The sequence below is a fragment of the Maritimimonas sp. 2304DJ26-3 genome (genome assembly GCF_056591635.1).
This window is the reverse complement of sequence record NZ_JBWQOK010000002.1, coordinates 38270-62357: the sequence shown is the minus strand read 5'-3', so window position 1 is coordinate 62357 and position 24088 is coordinate 38270. Positions and strand designations below refer to the sequence as shown.

General features: G+C 31.9%; 25 protein-coding genes. 18 read left to right on the top strand and 7 right to left on the bottom strand.

From position 1 onward, the window contains the following. Nucleotides 1-2: 2 nt before the first annotated feature. Nucleotides 3-560 carry a YeeE/YedE family protein gene (locus tag AC1EUV_RS05085; protein ID WP_480197601.1) on the bottom strand — a complete coding sequence of 186 codons (558 nt, stop codon included), beginning with the start codon at nucleotides 558-560 and terminating at the stop codon, nucleotides 3-5. 72 nt (nucleotides 561-632) lie between these two features. Here AC1EUV_RS05085 and smpB point away from each other — a divergent pair, with 72 nt between their 5' ends. The 5 genes from smpB to AC1EUV_RS05060 all read left to right on the top strand — a co-directional run bounded on the left by smpB (nucleotide 633) and on the right by AC1EUV_RS05060 (nucleotide 4298). After that, nucleotides 633-1091 carry an SsrA-binding protein SmpB gene (gene smpB, locus AC1EUV_RS05080; protein WP_480197600.1) on the top strand — a complete coding sequence of 153 codons (459 nt, stop codon included), beginning with the start codon at nucleotides 633-635 and terminating at the stop codon, nucleotides 1089-1091. After that, nucleotides 1088-2020: a geranylgeranylglycerol-phosphate geranylgeranyltransferase gene (locus AC1EUV_RS05075; protein ID WP_480197599.1), complete on the top strand. Its 933-nt coding sequence runs from the start codon at nucleotides 1088-1090 to the stop codon at nucleotides 2018-2020. Before smpB ends, AC1EUV_RS05075 begins: the two co-directional genes overlap by 4 nt. Beyond that, complete coding sequence (locus AC1EUV_RS05070) at nucleotides 2007-2588, top strand: Maf-like protein (RefSeq protein ID WP_480197598.1); 582 nt, start codon at nucleotides 2007-2009, stop codon at nucleotides 2586-2588. Before AC1EUV_RS05075 ends, AC1EUV_RS05070 begins: the two co-directional genes overlap by 14 nt. Nucleotides 2589-2638: 50 nt before the next feature. Then, nucleotides 2639-3592 carry a transketolase family protein gene (locus AC1EUV_RS05065; protein WP_480197597.1) on the top strand — a complete coding sequence of 318 codons (954 nt, stop codon included), beginning with the start codon at nucleotides 2639-2641 and terminating at the stop codon, nucleotides 3590-3592. A gap of 79 nt (nucleotides 3593-3671) precedes the next feature. Further along, entirely contained in the window at nucleotides 3672-4298 is a 627-nt protein-coding gene (locus AC1EUV_RS05060) for an outer membrane beta-barrel protein (protein ID WP_480197596.1), read from the top strand. A 60-nt stretch (nucleotides 4299-4358) separates the two neighbouring features. Here the strand turns inward: AC1EUV_RS05060 and AC1EUV_RS05055 are convergent, their stop codons facing one another. Both AC1EUV_RS05055 and typA read right to left on the bottom strand, forming a co-directional pair. Then, on the bottom strand, nucleotides 4359-5222 hold the full coding sequence (locus AC1EUV_RS05055) for an FKBP-type peptidyl-prolyl cis-trans isomerase (protein ID WP_480197595.1): 864 nt from the start codon (nucleotides 5220-5222) through the stop codon (nucleotides 4359-4361). A gap of 74 nt (nucleotides 5223-5296) precedes the next feature. Beyond that, the gene (gene typA, locus AC1EUV_RS05050) at nucleotides 5297-7066 is read right to left on the bottom strand and encodes a translational GTPase TypA (protein ID WP_480197594.1); all 1770 of its coding nucleotides are present in this window, start codon (nucleotides 7064-7066) and stop codon (nucleotides 5297-5299) included. A 147-nt stretch (nucleotides 7067-7213) separates the two neighbouring features. Here typA and AC1EUV_RS05045 point away from each other — a divergent pair, with 147 nt between their 5' ends. The 9 genes from AC1EUV_RS05045 to AC1EUV_RS05005 all read left to right on the top strand — a co-directional run bounded on the left by AC1EUV_RS05045 (nucleotide 7214) and on the right by AC1EUV_RS05005 (nucleotide 17474). After that, nucleotides 7214-7864 (top strand): hypothetical protein, encoded by a 651-nt coding sequence (locus AC1EUV_RS05045; protein ID WP_480197593.1) that lies wholly within the window; start codon nucleotides 7214-7216, stop codon nucleotides 7862-7864. 246 nt (nucleotides 7865-8110) lie between these two features. Further along, complete coding sequence (locus tag AC1EUV_RS05040) at nucleotides 8111-8869, top strand: hypothetical protein (protein ID WP_480197592.1); 759 nt, start codon at nucleotides 8111-8113, stop codon at nucleotides 8867-8869. Between the two features lie 68 nt (nucleotides 8870-8937). Beyond that, on the top strand, nucleotides 8938-9975 hold the full coding sequence (locus tag AC1EUV_RS05035; RefSeq protein ID WP_480197591.1) for a hypothetical protein: 1038 nt from the start codon (nucleotides 8938-8940) through the stop codon (nucleotides 9973-9975). A gap of 2 nt (nucleotides 9976-9977) precedes the next feature. Further along, entirely contained in the window at nucleotides 9978-11393 is a 1416-nt protein-coding gene (locus AC1EUV_RS05030) for an MBOAT family O-acyltransferase (RefSeq protein ID WP_480197590.1), read from the top strand. A 56-nt stretch (nucleotides 11394-11449) separates the two neighbouring features. Further along, nucleotides 11450-13471 carry a S9 family peptidase gene (locus tag AC1EUV_RS05025; protein ID WP_480197589.1) on the top strand — a complete coding sequence of 674 codons (2022 nt, stop codon included), beginning with the start codon at nucleotides 11450-11452 and terminating at the stop codon, nucleotides 13469-13471. A 4-nt stretch (nucleotides 13472-13475) separates the two neighbouring features. After that, nucleotides 13476-15113, top strand: coding sequence for an AMP-binding protein (locus AC1EUV_RS05020; RefSeq protein WP_480197588.1), 1638 nt, complete (start codon nucleotides 13476-13478; stop codon nucleotides 15111-15113). Beyond that, complete coding sequence (locus tag AC1EUV_RS05015) at nucleotides 15110-15949, top strand: alpha/beta hydrolase (RefSeq protein WP_480197587.1); 840 nt, start codon at nucleotides 15110-15112, stop codon at nucleotides 15947-15949. Before AC1EUV_RS05020 ends, AC1EUV_RS05015 begins: the two co-directional genes overlap by 4 nt. A 2-nt stretch (nucleotides 15950-15951) precedes the next feature. After that, nucleotides 15952-16533 carry a Crp/Fnr family transcriptional regulator gene (locus AC1EUV_RS05010; protein WP_480197586.1) on the top strand — a complete coding sequence of 194 codons (582 nt, stop codon included), beginning with the start codon at nucleotides 15952-15954 and terminating at the stop codon, nucleotides 16531-16533. Between the two features lie 89 nt (nucleotides 16534-16622). Next, nucleotides 16623-17474: an SDR family NAD(P)-dependent oxidoreductase gene (locus tag AC1EUV_RS05005; protein WP_480197585.1), complete on the top strand. Its 852-nt coding sequence runs from the start codon at nucleotides 16623-16625 to the stop codon at nucleotides 17472-17474. Nucleotides 17475-17488: 14 nt separating this feature from the next. Here the strand turns inward: AC1EUV_RS05005 and AC1EUV_RS05000 are convergent, their stop codons facing one another. Continuing rightward, the gene (locus AC1EUV_RS05000; RefSeq protein WP_480197584.1) at nucleotides 17489-17776 is read right to left on the bottom strand and encodes an LETM1 domain-containing protein; all 288 of its coding nucleotides are present in this window, start codon (nucleotides 17774-17776) and stop codon (nucleotides 17489-17491) included. Next, nucleotides 17776-18939, bottom strand: a complete 1164-nt coding sequence (locus AC1EUV_RS04995; protein WP_480197583.1) for a proline dehydrogenase family protein — start codon at nucleotides 18937-18939, stop codon at nucleotides 17776-17778. The genes AC1EUV_RS05000 and AC1EUV_RS04995 overlap by 1 nt, the downstream gene beginning before the upstream one ends. A gap of 86 nt (nucleotides 18940-19025) precedes the next feature. On the opposite strand from AC1EUV_RS04995, the gene aroB reads away from it, so the two are divergent. Further along, entirely contained in the window at nucleotides 19026-20093 is a 1068-nt protein-coding gene (gene aroB, locus AC1EUV_RS04990) for a 3-dehydroquinate synthase (RefSeq protein WP_480197582.1), read from the top strand. Here aroB and bshA read toward each other — a convergent pair. Continuing rightward, complete coding sequence (bshA, locus tag AC1EUV_RS04985) at nucleotides 20090-21223, bottom strand: N-acetyl-alpha-D-glucosaminyl L-malate synthase BshA (protein ID WP_480197581.1); 1134 nt, start codon at nucleotides 21221-21223, stop codon at nucleotides 20090-20092. The genes aroB and bshA overlap by 4 nt on opposite strands. A 120-nt stretch (nucleotides 21224-21343) precedes the next feature. Between bshA and AC1EUV_RS04980 the strand changes: the two genes are divergently transcribed. The 3 genes from AC1EUV_RS04980 (at nucleotide 21344) to AC1EUV_RS04970 (ending at nucleotide 23854) form a co-directional block, all read left to right on the top strand. Next, nucleotides 21344-21976 carry an NUDIX hydrolase gene (locus AC1EUV_RS04980; RefSeq protein ID WP_480197580.1) on the top strand — a complete coding sequence of 211 codons (633 nt, stop codon included), beginning with the start codon at nucleotides 21344-21346 and terminating at the stop codon, nucleotides 21974-21976. A gap of 47 nt (nucleotides 21977-22023) precedes the next feature. Beyond that, the gene (locus AC1EUV_RS04975; protein ID WP_480197579.1) at nucleotides 22024-22836 is read left to right on the top strand and encodes a lysophospholipid acyltransferase family protein; all 813 of its coding nucleotides are present in this window, start codon (nucleotides 22024-22026) and stop codon (nucleotides 22834-22836) included. A 64-nt stretch (nucleotides 22837-22900) separates the two neighbouring features. Continuing rightward, nucleotides 22901-23854 (top strand): hydrogen peroxide-inducible genes activator, encoded by a 954-nt coding sequence (locus AC1EUV_RS04970; RefSeq protein WP_480197578.1) that lies wholly within the window; start codon nucleotides 22901-22903, stop codon nucleotides 23852-23854. A 27-nt stretch (nucleotides 23855-23881) separates the two neighbouring features. Here the strand turns inward: AC1EUV_RS04970 and AC1EUV_RS04965 are convergent, their stop codons facing one another. After that, nucleotides 23882-24076 (bottom strand): hypothetical protein, encoded by a 195-nt coding sequence (locus AC1EUV_RS04965; protein WP_480197577.1) that lies wholly within the window; start codon nucleotides 24074-24076, stop codon nucleotides 23882-23884. Nucleotides 24077-24088 lie beyond the last annotated feature (12 nt).

Genomic DNA, 24088 nt, shown 5'->3' with positions numbered 1-24088 from the left:
TTTTAAAATATTAATGGAAAAAGGATATGTATCATAAATAAGCCTCCTATAAAAAAGCCAATTACAGCTATAAGCGATGGTAATTGTAGATCACTTAGACCTGAAATTGCATGACCTGAAGTACAACCACCAGCATATCGAGTGCCAAAGCCTACTAATAGTCCACCTAAAGCTAGAAGAGTTAAACTCTTAATATTAGTAAAGATATTGTTTGCAAATAATTCGGTTGGTAAGTAGGTAGATCCAGCACTTACAAAGCCTAACTTATTCAAATTTTCTATTGTTGCAGGGTTAATTAGAACAGTAGCATCTTCAGTCATATAATTTGCAGCAATATAACCACCAATAATTGTTCCTATTAAAACTGTTAAGTTCCATCGCTGTGCTTTCCAATCAAACTTAAAAAAATCAGCTCTTTTATCAGCTCCACAAATAGTACATAAAGTTCTTAGGTTGGCGGACATACCGAAGCTTCTGTTCATCATTAATAATAAAAACATGACAAGAGCGATCATGCTACCTGAAAAATACCAAGTCCAGGGTTCAAAAATCCAATCCATTTTAAAGTAATTTATAATACAAACATAAAGAAGATTGATGATTTACTACTAAATTTATTTAGTTTTGCGCTTATGCAGCCAAAAATTAATATACAAAATAAAAAAGCACGTTTTGAATATGAAATACTCGATAAATATGTGGCTGGTATTGTGCTAACTGGTACCGAAATAAAATCGGTTAGAGCTAGTAAAGCTCGAATTACTGAAAGTTTCTGCGAGTTTAATGATAAAGGTGAACTATTTGCTATTAACATGTTCATCGAAGAATATATTAATGGCAATGTCTATAACCACAAACCTAAAAGTGAGCGTAAATTGCTATTAAATAAGCGCGAACTAAAAAAATTGCGAAAGGAAATTCAAAATGTAGGTTTAACAATTATTCCGTTGCGTCTGTTTTTGACAGATAAAGGTTGGGCCAAACTAGAAATTGCACTTTGTAAAGGGAAAAAATTACATGACAAGCGTAACACATTAAAAGATAGAGATAACAAGCGTGATTTAGATCGTATAAAAAAGAATTTTTCATGAGCTTGAAATCATTTTTTCAACTTATAAGGTGGAAAAACTTAGTAATGATTGCTCTTATACAGTTGCTTTTTAGATATGTCTACTTCCCTACTTTTGCTATAGACATTACTCTTGACAATCTTCATTTTTACTTACTAGTAATTGCAACAATATCTATTGCTGCTGCCGGAAACATTATTAATGACATCTACGATATAAAGGCTGACATAATTAATAAACCTACAAAACTATTAATTACTAATCCTAAGCAAAAGAAAAGTGCAAACCACTGCTATATTATATTAAATATTTTAGGATTTGCTCTCGGTCTTTATATTTCTATTAAAATCGGTAATTCATCTTTCGTTGGTATTTTTGTACTCACAGCTTTGTTGCTTAAATGGTATTCTTCATATTTAAAAAAGAAACCGTTGATTGGTAATTTAGTGGTTTCTATACTTATTTCATTGAGTATTCTTATAGTCGGTTTCTTCGATATTATTCCTGCTATAACGGAAGAAAACGGTGTTCGTCAATATCATGGGTTCTATACTTTAGTTGATTATGCCATATTTTCATTCATGTTTAATTTCTTAAGAGAGATTATTAAAGATATTGAAGATGTAAATGGAGATATTATATTAAAAATGAAAACATTACCAATATTATTTGGAAGAAAAAGAACGCGTAATATCTTATTCGGTATTTCATTTATTCCGCTTATTCTTGTCACGCTTTATTCGTTTGATAATTTTTCTAGACTACCGATAGTACTTGCATACATGCTTATTGTTGTGATGCTTCCTTTTCTCTATTTTATGAGTAAATTATTATATGCAAAAAAGAAGTCGGATTATAGATTTTTAAGTCGCCTGTTAAAACTTATTATGCTCCTGGGGATCATATCAATCGTAGTAATTTCAATTTCCATACATTATGCTGAAAGATAAATTAGAAAAATATAACATTATTCTTGCTTCTGGTTCCCCTAGAAGGCAACAATTCTTAAAAGATCTAGACCTCGACTTTACTATTAAAACCAAGGATATTGAAGAAATCTATCCAAAGTATTTACATGGTAGTGAAATCACCAACTATTTAGCTGAGTTAAAGGCTTCAGCTTTTGCAGAAGAGTTAGCTAAAAATGATCTATTAATTACAGCTGACACTATTGTACGCTTTCGCGGAAAAGTATTAGGCAAACCTAAGGATGAAAAGGATGCTGTTAATATGTTAAAAGAACTTTCGGGTCAAGTGCATGAGGTTATTTCTTCAATCTCATTAACTTCAATAGATAAACGAAAAACCTTTAGCGACACTACGGAAGTATATTTTAAAGAATTATCAATTGAAGAGATCAATTTTTATATTGAAAACTATAAACCTTATGATAAAGCTGGTGCTTATGGAATACAAGAATGGTTAGGCTTTATTGCGGTTGAAAAGTTAAAAGGTAGTTACTTTAATGTAATGGGATTTCCTGTTCATAAGTTCTATAAAGAAATTATGAAATTTTAGAAAATAAATTATTTCAATATTTATTTTTGCTCATTATTGAAACAACACAAATGAAAAAATACACTTTTACCGAAAAGAAAGATACCCGCTCTGGTTTTGGAGATGGATTAACAGAATTAGGAAGAACAAATCCAAATGTTGTCGCCTTATGTGCGGATCTAGTGGGTTCACTAAAAATGCAAGATTTTATTGATGAAAACCCAGATCGTTTTTTTCAAGTTGGCATTGCAGAAGCTAATATGATGGGTATTGCAGCCGGATTAACAATTGGCGGTAAAATTCCGTTTACAGGTACGTTCGCTAACTTTTCTACGGGTAGAGTGTATGATCAGATTCGACAATCTATAGCTTATTCTGATAAGAATGTAAAAATATGCGCATCTCATGCTGGTTTAACTTTAGGTGAAGATGGAGCTACGCATCAAATTCTAGAAGATATTGGTTTAATGAAAATGTTACCAGGAATGACTGTTATAAATACCTGTGACTATTATCAAACTAAAGCAGCCACCATAGCTATAGCTGACCATGAAGGCCCTGTTTATCTTCGTTTTGGCAGACCAAAAGTACCAGTATTTACTAATCCAGATCAAAAATTTGAAATTGGTAGAGCTGTTCAGCTTACGGAGGGTTCAGATGTAACCGTTGTCGCTACTGGTCATTTAGTTTGGGAAGCATTACAGGCTTCTGAACAGTTAGAAGAAAAAGGTATTTCCGCGGAGGTAATAAATATTCATACAATCAAGCCATTAGATGAAGAAGCTATCTTAAAATCAGTTGCGAAAACAGGTTGTGTCGTAACCGCAGAAGAGCATAATTATTACGGTGGTTTAGGTGAAAGTGTAGCAAGAACTTTAGCAAAGAATAATCCTACTCCACAAGAATTTATTGCTACTAATGATACTTTTGGAGAATCAGGAACGCCAGAACAACTAATGGAAAAGTATGGTTTAAACGCAAAAGCCATTGTGCAAGCAGTTGAAAAGGTTATTTCTAGGAAATAATATTTGACAATTAACATTCTGGTTAGAATATTGGCATCACTTTTGCGTTTGTAAATGAATTAACAAAAAATCATTTATCATGTACAAAGTATTTTTAACAATACTAACACTTACCTTATTCAATTTTTCATTTGCACAAAAAGTAGACTTCGGAGCTAAAGCTGGTTTGAACTACAATTTTGGGGGCGACCTCTCTGAAATACCATCAGGTATAAGTAACAGTTTTCAAAACGCAATTATTGGAGCCGATGATAAAGCTGGTTTCCATGTTGGGCTTTGGGCAAAATTCAACTTATTAGGCTTATATATTAGACCAGAATTAGTTTACACGCAATTAAATAATTCGTATGCTAGTTCGCCCGATAACGTTAATACGGACCTTAAAACAAAGAAAGTTGATGTTCCTGTATTAATAGGTACAAAAATAATTGGACCATTGCATATATTTGGTGGACCTTCATTTCAATATATTACTAAATCTGATTTTAATCAGAGTGAGTTTCAAAACATTAAAACAAAAGATTTTACTGCCGGTTTACAACTTGGTGCTGGATTAGATCTTGGCAGATTAGGAGTTGATGTACGATGGGAAAAAGGTTTTTCTAATGATATTGATGGACAATTTGTTGGTACAAATATTAATGTAGATAATAGGCCAAATCAAATTATATTTGGTTTGTCATATAGATTTAATGAAAGAGATTAAATAATATAATTCTTTCTTAAAATAAAAAGGCTTCGATTTTTCGAAGCCTTTTTATTTTTTTTAATTTGTATCCGGGTCTAGGTAATCTGGAGTACCATCTCCATCTGTATCTTTAGCATCATTTGGGTTGCCATCTCCATTAGGATCTGGATTTTCATCCCTAGTTAAGATACCATCACCATCATCATCTATATCTTGATAATTTGGTATGTTATCATTATCAGTATCATCATTATTTAAATTAGTATCACCATCAACATCTTCATTAATAGATAGAATTTTATCATTATCATGATCTGCTATCTCGACCAAAGCAAGATTGATAAAAAACAAAATAGGAGCATTAGCTGGTATTCCTATAGTACCTACATTCGCATATGCCAATCCAGAAGGGATAAATAAAACACCTTTTCCTGTATTATCAAAAGATAGTGGTTCCCCAGATTGGGATGTATTATTACCGTCTTTGAAATTTTCAAACCCAAACTGCCAACCTCTAATAACATTCGGTAACGATAACCAGGTATAACTCAATCGCTCATCAAATTTTACACTATCTAATGTAAATCCGCTATAATTTACGAGTACCGAATCTCCTTTTGTAGGATTATTATTAGCTCCTTCGTTTTCTTGTAAGTAATATAGCTTATAATTTATATCATTCTCGACAATTTCTTGTACTATTAAATTAGGTTCAGAAAATAATGAAGTAACATTCTCTCCAGTTGTAATAGTATCAATAACACCGAATATATTATTACCAGTAGGCGGAATATAATGATGCGTTTTTAGATATTCAATAAGTGTTGAATCATCAATTAATGCTTGAGTAGCAGCATCAAAACTATCACCGTCATCATCACTGCTGCAAGCAATAATGGTTAGTAATAAACCAAAAATTATAATTAAATTCTTAAACTTCATAAATCTTTTAAAATTTTGCGCAATTTACAATTTTATCTATTTTCTATATATAGAAATAATAATTTAACAAAAAATTACCTAAAATCTATCTTTCGCATACGTAGATTTTGCGGAGTTACTTCTAAATATTCATCTTCTTTAATGTATTCCATACATTCTTCTAAAGAAAAATCTATTTTCGGAAAGATTTTTGCAGCATCATCAGCTCCAGAACTACGTACGTTTGTCAACTTTTTACCTTTAATCAAGTTTACGCCCATATCCTCTTGTCGAGAATTTTCACCAACTACTTGTCCCTTATAAATCTCTTCGTTAGGGTCAATAAAAAACTTACCTCTATCTTGTAGACGGTCAATTGCATAAGCAGTTGCTTTACCAGCTTCAGAACTTACAATAGCACCATTCACCATGTCACTAAATTCTCCTTTGTAGGCATCATATCCACGCAAGCGATGATTAATAATAGCTTCACCTTGTGTAGCTGTTAAAATCTTATTTCTTAAGCCTATCAATCCTCTAGAAGGAATATCAAATTCTAAGTGTTGCAAATCACCTTTAGGTTCCATAACCATTAAATCACCTTTTCTGAGTGTTACCAAATTGATAGCTTTACTCGCTAATTCTTCTGGAACATCAATAACCAACGTTTCGTAAGGTTCACTTTTAACTCCATCAATTTCTTTGAGAATTACTTGAGGGCGCCCAACTTGCAACTCGTACCCTTCTCTACGCATGGTTTCAATTAAAACTGATAAATGTAAAATACCTCTACCAAACACATTGAACTTATCTTCTGTATCAGTATCTTCTACACGTAGCGCCAAATTCTTTTCAGTTTCCTTATATAAACGGTCTCTTAAATGGCGAGAAGTAACAAACTTACCTTCTTTACCAAAAAATGGAGAATTATTAATGGTGAACAGCATACTCATTGTAGGCTGATCAACTTTAATACGAGGCAAAGGTTCTGGGTTTTCAAGATCAGCAATTGTATCACCAATATCAAATCCTTCAACACCGGTTATTGCGCAAATATCACCACTACGTACCTTAGGAGTTTTAGCTTTACCCATTCCTTCAAAAACATGTAATTCTTTAATTCTTACTTTTTTAGTGACGCCATTTCTTTTGCAAAGCATATAATCTTTACCTTCTTCTAAATTACCTCTATATACCCTACCAATAGCTATTCTTCCAGTAAATGATGAAAAATCTAATGAAGTGATTTGCATTTGGGGATTACCTTCTCTATATGGAGCTTCTGGAATAGATTCTACAACGGCATCTAATAATGGTATAATATCTGTAGTGGGTTGCTGCCAATCTGTGCTCATCCAACCATTCTTTGCAGAACCATAAATAGTTACAAAGTCCAATTGTTCCTCTGTAGCATCTAAAGCGAACATTAGATCAAACACTTTTTCATGCACTATATCTGGTGTACAATTCTCTTTATCAACTTTATTGACTACAACAATTGGTGTTAAACCCAGTTCAAGTGCTTTACCTAATACAAATCGAGTTTGCGGCATTGGACCTTCGAATGCGTCTACTAACAATAGAACACCATCAGCCATTTTAAGAACTCGCTCTACCTCTCCGCCAAAATCAGCATGACCAGGAGTGTCAATAACATTAATCTTAACTCCTTTATAGTTTACTGATACGTTCTTTGATAGAATAGTAATACCACGTTCACGTTCTAAGTCATTATTATCAAGTAACAAATCTTTTCGTTCTTTACGATCATCTAAAATCTTAGCCTGATCAATAATTTTATCAACCAAGGTAGTTTTACCATGATCTACGTGAGCTATTATTGCTATATTTCTGATAGATTCCATCCTCTTGATTTTGAAGGTGCAAAAGTAGTTGTTTTAATTTGTAATTAGCACATAAACTATCCTTTTTTAAAAAAGAATATAAAGTATATTTTTTGGTATAATTTTTGTTAAATTTGATAGAAAATATTCAAACACAAAATTTAAATCATGAAAAGAATTATTCTACTAGTTTTTGTTTTTATCTTATCTGCCCCAGTAACTTCAAAAGCTCAAAAAAAATCACCAAAAAAAGAACTGACGGGTATAATAACCGATTATGATAATAACCCCATAAAAGGAGTGCGAATATTTGTAGATTCTTTAAAGACTAAAGTGAAAACGGATAAAAAAGGGATTTATAAAATTTCATTATCAGCTAAAAACAAACTTGTTACAGCTTTTTCTTCGAAGCATGGTCTGATTGATATAGAATATACTGGGCAGGATAAAATAAATTTTATTTTCCCAAAAGAAAGTGTAATTATCTCTAAAAAAGAATTTTCAGATCTTGGTTATGGTGTTAATAGCTTTAACGATGGCCCTGATTACTCAAGTTATACAGATATTATACAGCTCTTCAGGTCAAAATTTCAAAATGTTGAAGTTATTGGCGAAAATATATTTATAAAAGGAGCAGGAATGTCGGTAAGTGGTGGTCGAATGTCTCCAATTTTTATTGTGAATGGAACTCAAGTCAATAATGTTAATGCCATAGCTCCATCCGATATTAAGCATGTTTCTATAGAGAGAGGTAACACAAGTCTATATGGTTCTAGAGGCGCCGGAGGTGTAATTAAAATCAAACTTAAAGGAAAATAATTCTAAAGGTATAATAGTTTAAAAGCCTAGTAAATAATTTGCTAGGCTTTTTTATTACCCAAGTTTGAAATAAAGTAGTATCTTTATAATCAACCAACTAAACTAAATATCAAGATGTTTCCCTTTAATCTTGCCATACTTACTTGCCTTAATTTTAACACTTACGACCTCCAACTTCGATTAAATTTAGAAGTATTAAAACCCTTGTTCCTTTTTAAACAAAACAACTAATTAAAATCATTTATTATGAAAATTTTTAAAACCTTAAGTTTACTAATATTATCACTATGTCTTTTACCAATTAATTCTTGGGCCCAAGATGATCAACCAACTATGTTTGTTGTACATCAAGACAATGTAAATTTTGCAATGATGCCACAATATGAAGCAACGGCTAAAGAACTTTTAGAGTTATGCAAAAAGCATAATATCAAAGCTCCATGGACTTCAATATCTATTGAAGATGGTCGATATGTACATGTATCGCCTATCAAAAGTATGGCTGACCTTGATAAGAATCCCATGTCTGTATTAGCTGAAAAAGAAAGTAAAGAAGTTATGAGCAATTTATGGCAAAAATATGACGAATGTTATGATTCGCATAGTAACTCTGTTATACATATGGTACCAGAATTATCTTACTGGCCAGAAGGTGTTTCTAATGACGGTAAAAACTTTAGAGAGTATCATTTTTTATATTATCCTCCTAAAAATGGAAAAAAAATGAAAGAAGCTATGAAGGCTGTCAAAGAAATGTTCAAAAATAAAGGTTCTAAAGCTGCTTACACAGTATATAGAAGTGGTTTTGGTAGCCCAGAAAGTTATTATATGGTTTCTATTTCAGGTGAGAATCAAGCTGAGACTGCAAAAAATGGAATGGAAAATGATAAATTATTAGGAGATGAACGCAAAGCTGTATTCTTTAATGTAATTAAACTAACGTCTAAATATGATCAAGTATTGGGCAATATAAGACCTGACCTTTCTTACACACCTGCAAAATAATAATTTTAAAAGTCCTGTTAAATTTAAACTTAGCAGGATTTTTTTCAAATATACTCTACAACTAACTTATGCAACTTAAAACTTCATTCATTATTGCACTTACATTAAGTGTGATTGGGCTTACTGCGTGGGAATTCTTTTGGCGTTCAAAAGGATATTTTCCTACTTTAAATGATGATAAAGCACTTTGGGCTGTACATAGAGCCAAAGTTGATGATTTAACCAAAGATAATGTCATTATATTAGGCTCTTCTAGAGCTTACTATGATATTCAAATAAATGAATGGGAAAAAGTTACCGGAAAAAAACCCTTGCAATTATCTTCAACAGGTTCATCTCCACTCCCTTCATTTCATGATATTGTTAATAATACTGATTTTAATGGAACTGTTATCCTTGGTGTTACTCCTGGATTATTCTTTTCAACCACATTTCCAGAAGCTTTTCCTTGGAAAAGAGTTCAATCAAAAGTTGATTTTTATAAAGATAGAACCTATGCTCAACGCTTAAATCATCAATTATCAATACCTCTGCAGAAGAATTTAGTTTTAATGTCTGCAGACGAAGAAGAATGGGCAGATGATATTGATCTAAAATCATTATTAAGAAAAATTAAGATTGGAAATAGAACAGGTAAGCCTAGAATGCCTCCGTTTTATTTTTTTGGTGATGTAGATTCTGAAAGAAATATGACTATGACCGATAGAACTGCTTCAGATACCGCATTCGCTAGTACTGTTATTAAGGTCTGGAAATTTTTTGGTGCCGGAGCTCCACCACCAGATAAAAAATCTACTACAGCCTTTTTTTTAAAAGATTTAGAAAAATTTAAAAAACGAGGAGGAAACCTCATATTGGTAAGACTTCCTTCGAGCGGTGGAATTAGAATAGGAGAAAATCAAGGCTTACCAAGAACAAAATTTTGGGGTGAATTGGTAAAACGAGCAAATGTTAAAGCCTATCATTTTGAAGATTATGACCAATTTAAAGATCTTAAGTGCCCAGAATGGTCTCACTTATCTAAAAAAGATGCACAATTTTTTACTACAGAGCTAGCAAAAATTATGATTAAAGATGACGTAATTACTAAATTTAAAAACAACTAATTATGTTATTTAATTCGCTCAGTTTTGTAGTATTCTTAATAATTGTACTTGCATTATATTATTCTAGGTTGTTTGGTTGGACAGGAAAAAAGCGTTTGCTTTTATTAGCAAGCTATCTCTTCTATGCCATGTGGAATCCGCCTTTGGTGATTTTATTATGGATATCAACAATTGTAGACTGGACAGCTGGCAATAAACTAGCTGTAGAAGAAAATGAACGTAAGCGCAAAGGTTGGTTACTTTTAAGCATGACTGTCAATCTTGGTTTTTTAGCATTCTTTAAGTATGGAGATTTTTTATTAGATAATTTTATCAAAATAACGAATCTTTTTGGCATTGATTTTCAAGCTCAACCTATGGATATTATTTTGCCAATGGGTATATCATTCTACACCTTTCAGACGATGTCTTATACTATAGATATGTATAACAGAAGAATACAACCTGCCAGAACATTTTTAGATTTTGCTTTATATGTAACCTTTTTCCCACAATTAGTGGCTGGCCCTATAGTAAGAGCTAAAGATTTAATTACTCAATTCTACGAAGAGAAAAAAGCAACCACAAATCAGTTTTTTTGGGGATTGTTCTTATTAACTATTGGATTATTTCAAAAAGTTGTATTAGCCGATACTTTATTAGCCGGAACTTCAGATGAAGTATTTGGTTCTAAAGAAATATTAAATAGTCTAGATGCTTGGACAGGGACATTGGCATTTTCAGGGCAAATATTTTTTGATTTCGCAGGCTATTCTACTTGTGCGATTGGTATTGCTTTAATGCTAGGCATTATACTACCAGATAACTTTAGATATCCATACGCAGCTATCGGATTTTCTGATCTTTGGAAACGCTGGCATATCTCATTATCAAGTTGGCTAAGAGATTATCTATATATCCCATTAGGTGGTAATAAGCATGGTATAACCCGATTATATGTTGCCTTGTCATTAACGATGCTTTTAGGAGGGCTGTGGCATGGAGCAGCTTGGACTTTTGTCGTATGGGGTGCTTTACACGGTATTTATTTAATTATTGAACGAATATTGCGCAATAAAGTGAAAATTAAGATTAATGCCTTTAATGGCATATTCCTCGCTTTCTTAACTTTTACACTAGTAAATTTTACTTGGGTCTTTTTTAGGGCAAGAGAATTTTCTACTGCCAAAAACATGATTACCTCTATGTTTTTTCTAAACCCCGATGGAGAAAAAATATTACAAAGTTTTGATATCATAAAAGTATTTGTAGTAATAGGTTTACTTTTTATCTGTCATTGGATTATGCGTAATACAAATATGAAAGAAGTTTCTCTTAAGACAAAACCTTGGATATTAGGTGTTGTTTGGGCGGTTCTATTTTTCTTAATAGCTATTGCTCAAGGAAGTGGTGAACAGTTTATTTATTTTCAGTTTTAATATTATTTGTAATTTGACTATCTCAAATAATTATAACCTTTTGGACCAATTTTAATATGAAAAAATTAATATTTCTTTTTTTAGTCTTAGCTTTTTTTATCAGCTACGGTCAAACAAAAACCAATCTTGAACTTTTAGATATTTTTAATCTAGAGTATGTTTCTGATCCTCAAATTTCTCCAAATGGATCTAAGATCATATATGTTAGAAATTTTAAAGATGTAATGACAGATAAAAACCTGTCTAACCTCTGGATGGTAAATTTTGATGGTACCAATAATCGCCCTTTAACAACAGGAAATCAAAACGACTCATATCCAAGATGGTCACCAGATGGTAAAAAGATCATTTACAAATCGAATGCTCAAGATAAAAAAACGAAGCTCTATTTACTATGGTTAGATACCAAAGAAAAAGTAGCATTAACAAATACAAAATTTTCACCTAGTGGGGTTTCTTGGTCTAAAGATGGTAAACAATTAGCATTTACTATGTTTACTCAAAAGAAAAACAATTCAATAGTCAAATTACCAACTAAACCAGAAGGTGCTAAGTGGAATAAACCTCCTATATACATAGATAAATTAGTGTATCGATTTGATGGTCAAGGTTATTTAAAAGATGGTTATAACCAATTATACACTCTTACATTAGATGGTGGAACGCCTAAACAGCTTACTTTTTCAGACAATCATCATGGAACACCTACATGGTCTAAAGATGGTAAGTCTCTTTATTTTTCTGCTAATCTTCATCAAAATAATTTATTTGAGCCACTCAATAGTGAAGTTTATCGGCTAACTATTAGCGATGGAAAGGTAAAAGAACTAACAAATAGATATGGCCCTGATACTAATCTATCACTTTCACCAAATGGTTCTAAGATTGCATATATCGGTTTTGATGATAAGCATCAAGGTTATCAGATAAACAACTTATATGTAATGAATTCTGATGGTACAAATTCAAAATTGATTTCTAAAAACTTTGATAGGTCGGTACAAAATATACAGTGGGGAGGCGATGGTAAAAGCATCTATTTTCAATATGATGATAAAGGAAAAACTAAAATCGGTACTAGCAACCTTAACGGGAAAGTAACAACTGTTACAGATAATCTTGGAGGGCTATCTTTAGGAAGGCCATATAATGCAGCTACTTATACAGTTTCTACAAATAATAAACTAGCATATACCTTAGGAACAACTAAGCATCCTGCTGATTTAGGAACAACCTTTAAAGGTGTGAATAATAAGATTACTAGTTTAAACGAAGATTTATTTTCATTTAGAAATATTGGTAATGTAGAGGAGCTTTGGTGGAAATCATCCTATGACAACCGTGATATTCAAGGGTGGTTGGTTACACCTCCAAATTTTGACCCTTCAAAAAAATATCCTTTCATATTAGAAATTCATGGTGGCCCATTTGCTAGCTATGGCTCTGTTTTTTCGGCAGAAGTGCAAGCTTTTGCAGCTGCTGGTTATGTGGTGCTATATACAAATCCACGAGGAAGTACAGGTTATGGTGAAGAGTTTGGTAACCTCATTCATCACGATTATCCTAATCATGACTATGATGATTTAATGTCTGGTGTAGATGCAGTTATTGCTAAAGGGTTCATCCATAAAGACAATTTATTTGTTACCGGCGGTAGTGGTGGCGGTGTATTAACTGCTTGGATTGTGGGTAAAACCAATCGCTTTAAAGCTGCAGTAGTTGCAAAGCCCGTTATCAATTGGTATAGTTTTGTGTTATATGCCGATAATCCGAATTTCTTTTATAAATATTGGTTTCCTAACAAACCTTGGGAAGATCCATCTAACTATTTAAAACGTTCGCCTTTATCATATGTTGGTAATATTAAAACACCAACCATGTTACTTACTGGTGAAGAAGACTATAGAACTCCTATTGCAGAGTCAGAGCAATTCTATACCGCTCTAAAGTTACAGAAGGTAGAAACGGCTATGGTTCGTATTCCTGGAGCCTCACATGGTATTGCAAATAAGCCAAGTAATTTAATAGCTAAGATTGCCAGTATTTTAGCCTGGTTTGATAAATATAAAGATAAGTAAAATCATGGAATTCAACTCTCCTCTAGAAGCCTTTTTGCATTGGGAAAAAGAAATGCCAGATCGTGCATATTTAAATCAACCAGTAAATGGTAAGAATATTCAATATACATTTAAAGAAGCCGGTTCGCAAGCACGTAAAATAGCTGCTGCAATTAGTAAATATGATTTACCTCGTGGGTCTCATATAGCATTGCTGTCAAAAAACTGTGCGCATTGGATTATGAGTGACTTAGCTATTATGATGGCCGGGCATGTATCTATACCCATTTACCCTACTTTAAATGCTGATTCTATTCATCAAGTGCTTACCCATAGCGAAGCTAAAGCAATTATTGTTGGTAAGCTTGATGACTTTACTTCGCAGGAGTCTGGTGTTCCAGATATTCATAAAATTAGTACAGGTCTTTACGGTGAATCAGTTGGTCAACTTTGGGAAGATATCATCAAAACACAAGAAGAAATAAAAGAAATCTCTCTACCAAGCAAAGATGATTTATATACTATTATATATACTTCTGGCACTACGGGAAACCCAAAAGGTGTGATGCATACAGTTGGCAACCTCATAGAGAGTTCTAAAACCTTAATTAGAACCTTTGCAATACCAAATCATCTAAATTTATTCTCGTATTTACCTTTAGCCCATGTAGCTGAACGAATGGGTGCAACGGTCGGATTAATCACCGGATCAAATACTTCTTTTGCAGAGTCATTAGATACATTTGCTTTAGATTTAGAAAGAACACAACCATATATTTTCTTTGCAGTACCTAGAATATGGACAAAATTTCAAGAAAAAATTCTTGAAACCATTCCTCAAAAAAAATTAAATATAATATTAGCTATTCCCCTTATAAATTCTATTCTTAAAAAGAAACTCAAACAAAAACTAGGGTTAAAAAATGCTAAAGTAATTGTTTCTTCAGCAGCACCAATTTCTGTAAGCCTTATAAAATGGTATAAAAGAATTGGTATTAAAATAGTTGAAGTTTATGGAATGACCGAAGATTGTGTTATCTCTCATGGAAGTCCACCGGCCATCAGCAAAATTGGTACCGTTGGTAAACCATACGATAGCGCTAGTGCAAAATTATCCGCTCAAGGTGAAGTTCTAATTAAGAATAACTGTTTAATGAAAGGTTACTATAAAGAACCAAAACTAACAGCAGGTGTCTTTACAGAAGATGGTTATTTAAGAACTGGAGATATTGGTGAATATGATCATGATGGTTATTTAACAATTACGGGACGTGTAAAAGATCAATTTAAAACAGATAAAGGCAAATACATTTCTCCTGCTCCTATTGAGCTGAAAATGGCTAAAAATACCGATGTAGAGCAAATTTGTATTGTGGGCGCAGGTATTCCACAACCGATTGCTTTAGTCACTTTGTCAGAATTAGGTAAAGCAAAATCTAAGGAAGACTTATCGGATGGATTGATTGAAACGGTTAATGAAATAAATCCCTTTTTCGAGAAACATGAAAAAGTAGAGAAAGTGGTGATTATGAAAGAAGACTGGAATGTTGATAACGGTTTAACAACACCTACTTTAAAAGTAAAGCGAAATGCCATAGAAAAAATACACCAACCTTATTACAAAGAATGGTTTGATATGAAGGAAAAAGTAATCTTTGAATGATAAAAGAAGAAAAAATTCATATTAACAACCTAATCTTTGACTGTAAAGTTTCCGGAAATAAAGAAGATCAATTAGTGGTTTTCTTACATGGATTCCCTGAAACTTCTTTTATGTGGATCAATCTTATGAAAAAAATTTCTCCTAAAGGTTATTACTGTGTTGCTCCGAATATGAGAGGATATAGTAAGGGCGCTATTCCAAGAGGTAAAAAACATTATTCAATAGATAAACTAAGTACTGATATATTAGACCTTACTAAAAAATTAGGAAAAGAAAAGTTTCACTTAGTTGGTCATGATTGGGGAGCTGCAATTGGTTGGTATTTAGTGCATGAACATTCAGAAAAGATTCTAAGTTGGTCTGCGCTTTCGGTACCTCATATATCTGCATTTGCAAAAGCTATAACCTCAGATAAAGATCAGATTAAAAAAAGTCAATACATTAGAAATTTTCAAATACTATTTTTACCAGAAATACGTATTAGAAAAAATGATTTTGAAGTATTTAAAAAACTATGGAAGAATAGTAGTCAAGAAGAAATTGATAATTACTTATCTATATTTAAAAATAAAAGATCACTAACTGCTGCTATAAATTATTATAGAGCAAATTACAAAGTGTTTTTAAAACATAGCATCGGTGATATTAATGTCCCTACGCTATTTATATGGGGAGAAAAAGATATGGCTATCGGTGAAACTGCAATTGAGTATAATCATCAATATATGAAAGCCTATTATAAATTTGTAAAACTAGATGCTGGTCATTGGTTAATTCAGACTAAATTTGATGAAATTAAAGAAGAGGTTCTAAAACATCTTTTGAAGTTTAAATAGTAATGCATCAAAAGCTTATAAATTATATAGAAAATTATATTCAGCTATCAAATGTTGAAAAAAAATTAATCCTATCTAAATTCAATATAAAACATTATCTAAAAGGACAATATATTGTTCAAAGTGGAGATGTTTCCAAATTCCTCAGCTTTATATTAAACGGCAGTGTTAAATCATTCTCTCTAGACCCTGATGGTAGAGAACATGTACTAATGTTAGCTATAGAAGATTGGTGGATAAGTGACTTGGGGAGTTTTACTGAAGGTTCTCCTTCAGATTTTTATATCCAATCCCTAGAGAAAACTTCTTTAATCCAAATAATCAGACCAGATTTAGAATTATTATTTGCTAAAATACCAAAACTTGAACGTTTTTTTAGGATTATTATACTTCGAAACTTAATCTTTACTCAAAAAAGAATTGTGACTAATTTGAGTCTTCCTGCCAAACAGCGCTATCTTAAATTTAGAAGCATGTACAGCAACTTAGAGCAACGTTTCCCACAATACTTAATTGCTTCTTACTTAGGTATTAGTAAAGAGTTTTTGAGTAAAATTCGTAATGAAATAGCCGCTACAAGTTAATCTACTTTAACTTAATTTATTAATCTAGTTCATTTTTCATCATTTCTAATCAATATAGCTTTGAGTAATAAATTTAAAGTTAAGAAATCATGAAAAAAAGATTTGATAAGAAAATAGTAATAGTTACAGGAGCTTCTAGTGGTATTGGAGCTTCAACAGCAAAGTTATTTGCAAAGGAAGGAGCAATTGTAGTATTAGTAGCTAGAACAGAAAGCAAGTTAATGTTAATATCAGATGAAATTCAAAGTAATTCGGGATCGTCATTTCTTATATCTACAGATGTGTCTGATGAGCAACAGGTTAATACTATGGTCAAACGCGTATTAAATGAATTTGGTAGAATAGATATTGTATTCAATAATGCTGGTACTTCATATGTTGGTGAGGTAAAGGGTGAAGATTTCACAAACCACCTAAAACAGATGCTTACTATAGATTATATAGGAACAGTAAATATTATTAAAGCAATATTACCTACAATGTTAAAGCAAAATTCTGGGCACATATTAAATATGAGCTCGGTAGTTGGTCTAAAATCTTTTGCAAAATTTACAGGATATTCGAGTGTAATGCATGCTATTACTGGATTTACAGATGGATTGAGACAAGAACTAGCAAGCACCAATATAAATGTTTCTATTATTCATCCTGCCCTAACTAAAACGGGACTATTAGATCATGTTAGTGAAGACGCTATGCCTAAACCATTTAAATCTATGACCCCAATGACTTCAGAACAAGTAGCAAAAGCAGCTATAAATGGAATCCTTAATAAGAAAAATAAAATTATAGTTCCTTTTCAACCTAAAATATTATTGTTTTTGAATACGATTTCTACTCGATTAGGCGATTCGTTTATAAGGCTGATCTCTAATAGAAAAATAGCAAGAATACTTGGAATGTATAGAGGTAAATTATACCATGATTTACACAGTAATTAGATAAAGTTATCAGATTATTCTTCCTCATCACCTCTAAAAGCACTTGGCATAATATCAGGTATAAGTTTAGCTACTATTGGTAATAAAATTAATCCTCCCGGAAGTAGAAAAATTGCAAATGCTGGTATGGTTTTAAAAACCTCTAACAACTGATGCTTCATTTGTTCTTTTTCTTCTTCAGAAAGCTTTGTATGTGTATACTTAACAATTAAAGAAAGTAATTCTTTATTGTTCTGCAATTCTTTTTCTAAACGCATTTTATTCTTTAGAAGTAGCGCTTTTACTTCGTCTTGCGTAATCATTATAACTTTCGGCGTTTCCGTTCTCTCTTTAATAAGCTTAATTCTCTACTAGTTTGCCCAGCTACAGAAGTATTTTCTTCGGCTCTCCTTATTAAATATGGCATCACATCTCGTACAGGTCCAAATGGTAGGTATTTAGCAACGTTGTAACCTTCATTTGCTAAATTAAAACTTATATGGTCGCTCATTCCGTATAATTGCCCAAACCATAAGCGCTTGTCAGTTTTAAGAATATCTTTTTCTTTAGCTAATTGCATTAATTTATAGGAGCTTTCTTCATTATGAGTGCCAGCAAACAATGCCAATTTCTCATTTTCCATAAAGAATTTTATAGCAATATTATAATTGTCATCAGAAGCTTGCTTGTCCTTACATATCGGAGATGCATAACCTTTCTCTTCTGCTCTATCTCTTTCTTTTTCCATATAAGCTCCACGAACTACTTTCATACCAATAAAATAGCCTTTTTGCTGGGCTCGCTCATATAGTGAAATTAAATAATCCATTCTATCATGGCGGTACATTTGTAATGTATTGAAAACTATAGCTTTCTCTTTATTATACTTTTCCATCATCTCTTCTATCAAATCATCAGCAGCGTCTTGCATCCAACTCTCTTCTGCATCAATTAATAATGGAACATCTTTTTCGTAAGCAGATTTACAAACAGTATCAAAACGTTTGACTACACTTGCCCATTCATTTTTTTCCTCAACACTAAGCTGCTCTCCCTCTGTTAACTTTTGGTATAATGCAAAACGGCCAAAACCAGTAGGTTTAAATACAGCGAACGGAATACTTTGCTTTTCATGTGCAAAATCAATACTTAATAATGTTTTTTCAAGAGCTAATTCGAACTGTTCTTCTTCTTCTTTACCTTCTACTGAATAATCTAAAACAGCATGCACATTTTTTGAATACATCTTTTTTATAGTAGGTAAACAATCTTCTTCGTTAACTCCACCACAAAAATGATCAAAAACCGAAGCTCTAATCAAATGCTCTACAGGCATATGTGCTTTTAAAGCAAAATTTGTAATAGCAGTACCAATACGAACCAAAGGTTCACTCTGTATCATTTTAAATAAAAAATATGCTCTGTCTAATTCGGTATCTGTTTTAAGTGAAAAAGCAGTTTGGGTGTCTTCAAATATTTTTTCCATTGATTAGCTAAATGTTTTAACAAATATAGTTACTCGCCATAGTTTTTTCAATAAATTCGCACTTATTTATACAAAATATCATCTAGGTGAATTCTATAAAATCTACAGATTATTATATTCATTTTCAAACAAAAGCTTTTAAGGAGCTTAATGAATATTTATCTAATCAAAATCAATCTAAAATAGCAGTACTTGTAGATACCAATACACGTACAAGTTGCTTGCAATACTTTTTAGATCAATTAGATAATAATATTACTATTGAAGTAATAGAAATTAAAGCTGGTGAAAAACATAAGAATATAACTACCTGCTTAGAGGTATGGAATGAACTTACAAGGTTTAATATTGATAGAAAAAGCATTTTAATAAACCTTGGTGGTGGAATGGTAACAGATCTTGGTGGATTTGTAGCTTCTACTTACAAAAGAGGTGTCAGATTTATTAATATACCAACTACCCTATTAAGTATGGTTGACGCTTCTGTAGGTAGCAAAACTGGAGTCGACCTAGGTAATCTTAAAAATCTTATCGGATTGTTCAGCAATCCAGAAATGGTACTAATTGATACTCATTTTTTGAATACTGTGCCAGCTAGAGAATTACGTTCTGGGATGGCAGAAATTATTAAATATGGTCTATCTTATGATATTAATTTATGGGATGAAATAAGTGAGTCTAAAAACCTATTTAACAACAATTTAAATAAAATAATAAAAAAATCTATTGAAGTAAAAAATGGAATCGTTTTACAAGATTTAAAAGAAAATAATTTACGTAAAATATTAAATTTTGGACATACCATTGGCCATGCTGTGGAGTCTCATTTTTTAGAGAATGATAATCTAGAAACATTAACTCATGGGGAGGCGATAGCTATTGGGATGATTGTAGAGCTTTATATTTCTCACAAGCTGTTAGGCTTTCCTAAGGACAAGCTCGAAGAAATTTCATCTAAAATTAAAGTGATTTACGGACAAGTAAATGTGCCAAAAAAAGATTATCCTGCTATTCTTGAATTTATGAGACATGATAAAAAGAATACAGGCAATGAGATCAACTTTGTGCTTTTAAATGACTTAGGGGATTACAGTATTGATTGTAAAGCTAATGAGCAATTAATAGAAGATGGATTAAATTATTATTATACCTAACAACATCCTGCTTTTACATTTCTATACAATTCTTCATACGTAGGTAAAATTCGCTCTAAAGAAAAACGTTGTGCAAAGTTTTGGGCATTTATTTTAAACTGTTCTAAACGTTGCTCATTTTCTAAAATATGAATAGCGTTTTTAGCCATTTCATCAATATTACCGACATCACTTATAAAACCTGTTTCTCCATTTATATTTACCTCTGGCAACCCACCAGTATTAGTAGAGATTACTGGCGTATTTGCCGCCATAGCCTCTAATGCAGCCAAACCAAAGCTTTCTGTTCTAGATGGCAATATAAATAGATCAGAGAAACACAATATTTTATTTACTTCATCACTATTACCCAAAAACAATACTTTTTCGTCAATACCTAAATCGCATACCTGTTTTTCTGCAGCTTCACTTTCTGGCCCGTCTCCCACCATTAATAACCTAGAAGGTATTTTTTGCTGAATTTTATAAAAGATATCTATAACATCAGAAATACGTTTTACTGGTCTAAAATTACTAACATGAGTGATTAATTTTTCATTTTCATTTGCTAATGAGCTTCGTTTACAATCAGCCTTATTCTGAACGGCATACTTTTCGAAATCAATAAAATTATATATTACCTCTATATCTTTTCTAACATCAAACAAACGCAATGTATCATCTCTTAAACTTTTTGATACTGCAGTTACTACGTCAGAATTATTAATACTAAATTCTACTGCAGTTTTATAGTTTGGATGACTTCCAACAAGGGTAATATCAGTACCATGAAGTGTAGTAACTATTGGAATCTCTATTCCTTCTTCCTTCAGCATTTGTTTCGCCATATAAGCAGCATATGCATGAGGAATGGCATAGTGAACATGTAAAATCTCTAAATCATACTGTTTAATAACGGCAACTAATTTGCTAGAAAGCGCTAATTCATAAGGCTGAAATTTAAAAAGAGGATATTCTTCAACAAAAACTTCATGAAAGTGAATATTTCTAGATAATGCATTTAAACGAACAGGTTGGCGATATGTAATAAAATGAACTTCATGCCCTTTATCTGCCAAAGAAATTCCTAACTCAGTAGCTACCACTCCACTACCTCCAAAAGTAGGATAACATACAATCCCTATATTCATAGTTGATTTTTATAAACAGTCGCCTAATCTTATGATTACTTTCACTAAACTTAAACTTTAGCTCACAAATAATATTAAATTAGCGTCTTTGATTATCTAAACGTAAAATTAAACTATTAAATGGATTTTAATTTCTTTTTAACACACCTTTCACATTTAAAAAACACACCTTTAGGTGGAATGACGTCGCAATTTAAGATGGCACCAGAACTGAGGTTAAAGTTTACTGAAGAAAGTATTGCAAAGAAAAACCCTAAACAATCAGCCGTATTAGCACTTTTCTACCCTAATGAATATAACGAAACACACTTTTTATTAACACAACGTGCTTCGTATAATGGCGTGCATTCTGCACAAATCAGTTTCCCTGGAGGTAAAAAAGAAGATATCGATACAAACTTAGAAGAAACAGCTTTACGTGAAACATATGAAGAAGCTGGTGTTATTGTAAAAGATATAAAAACGTTTAGAGAGCTTAGTAAAACTTATATTCCACCTAGTAATTTTTGGGTTACACCATATATTGCAACTATAAATTATAAACCTACTTTTATAGACAATAGTGAAGTTAACACTTTCATAGAGGTGAAAATAAGTGATTTATTAGATGATAATAGTCTGACTACAAAAAATTTAACAACATCATATATGCAAGATATTGACGTACCTTGTTTTAAATTAAATGGTCATATAGTCTGGGGTGCTACGGCTATGATCTTAAGTGAAATCAAAGACTTGTTAAAATCTCAATAAGTATGTTAGTTTTTGTAAATTTGGACCCCTTAACTCATTAACTTCATATGAAGCTATTTAAGCAAGATCCATTTGGTAATGCTTTATTTATAAAGAAAAACCTCATCCGTCTTATCGGGTTGATTTCCCATCAACGTTTTAGGGGTTTTAATTCATTAGATATTGAAGGCTCAGATATATTAAGGAATCTCCCCGAAAATGGTGTCTTATTTGTTTCTAACCATCAAACTTACTTTGCTGATGTAGCTGCTATGATGCACGTTTTTAATGCCGCTTTAAGCGGAAGGGATGACAATATTAAAAATGTAGGTTATCTCTGGCAACCAAAGCTGAATGTTTATTATGTTGCTGCTTTAGAAACCATGAAAGCTGGCATTCTACCCAAAATCTTTGCGTATACTGGATCAATTTCTATTGAGAGAACTTGGCGTAGCAAAGGACAAGATGTAAACAGGCAAGTAAAAATGTCTGATATTAGTAATATAGCCACCGCATTAGATGATGGTTGGGTAATTACCTTTCCTCAAGGCACTACAACACCTTTTAAACCCATAAGAAGAGGAACTGCTCATATCATCAAAAAGCATAAACCCATTGTAATTCCTATCGTAATTGATGGATTTAGAAGAGCGTATGATAAAAAAGGATTAATGATCAAGAAACGTAATATTTTACAATCTATAGTTATCAAAGAACCTCTTGAGATCGATTATGATAATGAAACTATAGATCAAATAGTTGAAAAACTACAATTTGCTATTGAGCAGCATCCTTCGTTACTAAATGTAATTTCTACTGAAGAATATGCTAAACAAGAAGCAGAACTCAATAAAAAGCGTGATTTCTGGAATTTTGATTAGTAAATTCAACATTCTGTTTTTTAATTATAAACATAATTGATATATTTGTATTTTATTATCAATTATGACTATAACTCAATTAAAATATGTATTAGCTGTAGCTGAATATCAGAATTTCACAACAGCATCAGAAAAATGCTTTGTTACACAGCCCACGTTAAGTATGCAAATTCAAAAACTTGAAGATGAGTTAAATGTTACCATTTTTAACAGAAAAAAGAAGCCCATACAATTAACAGCGATTGGAGAAAAGATTATAGAACAAGCCAAAGTAATTGTAGATGAAAGTGTTAGAATAAATGACATAGTAGATCAACAAAAAGGGTTTGTAGGTGGTGAATTTAAATTAGGCATTATACCTACTGTAAGTCCAACACTTCTTCCGTTATTCTTAAAGAACTTTATTAAAAAGTATCCTAAGGTAAATTTAAAAATAGAAGAATTAAACACTTCTACTATTATTAAGAAAATTAATGATGGCCATCTAGATGCAGCATTAGCTGCTACGCCTTTAGAAAATGAATCCATAAAAGAACGTGTACTATATTACGAACCCTTTGTTGGTTATTTAAATGCTGATCATCGACTTTACTCAAAAGAAAAATTAGCTGTAGATGATCTAAACCTTGAAGATATTTTATTACTAGAAGATGGGCATTGTTTTAAAAATAATATTTTAAACATCTGTAGAACATTAAAATCAAGTGATACTGAGCATTTTAAACTAGAAAGCGGAAGTTTTGCGACACTTGTAAAATTGGCAAAAGAAGGGTTAGGTATGACTTTACTACCTTATTTACAAACTTTAGATTTAAATGAAAAAGATAAAAGCTTATTAAAAGAATTTGAAAGTCCCGCCCCGGCTAGAGAAATATCACTCATCTATCACAAGTCACAACTGAAAATGCAACTAATAGAGGCATTAAAAAACACCATTGATGGTGTAATAAGAGGTGTTATTTCTTTTAGTGATGTGAAAATTATTAGTCCAATTCATAAAACAAAAAAGGAGCTTTAAAGTTAAAGCTCCTTTTTTAAGTTGTTCTTAGTTTACCATTCTCATGCAAACATATAATTCTGGTTTGTTAGCGGTAAATTCACTTAGCCATATTTTTAACTCCTCAATTTCGTGAGGGAGCAATCTATTAATGGCTTTTTCTAATTCTTTACAAAAAAGCTCCACGTTAAAACTAACTTTTTTTAGAACTGTTTTTGTGTACTCAAACATTGCTCTTGCCATAGTTCTTGTAGG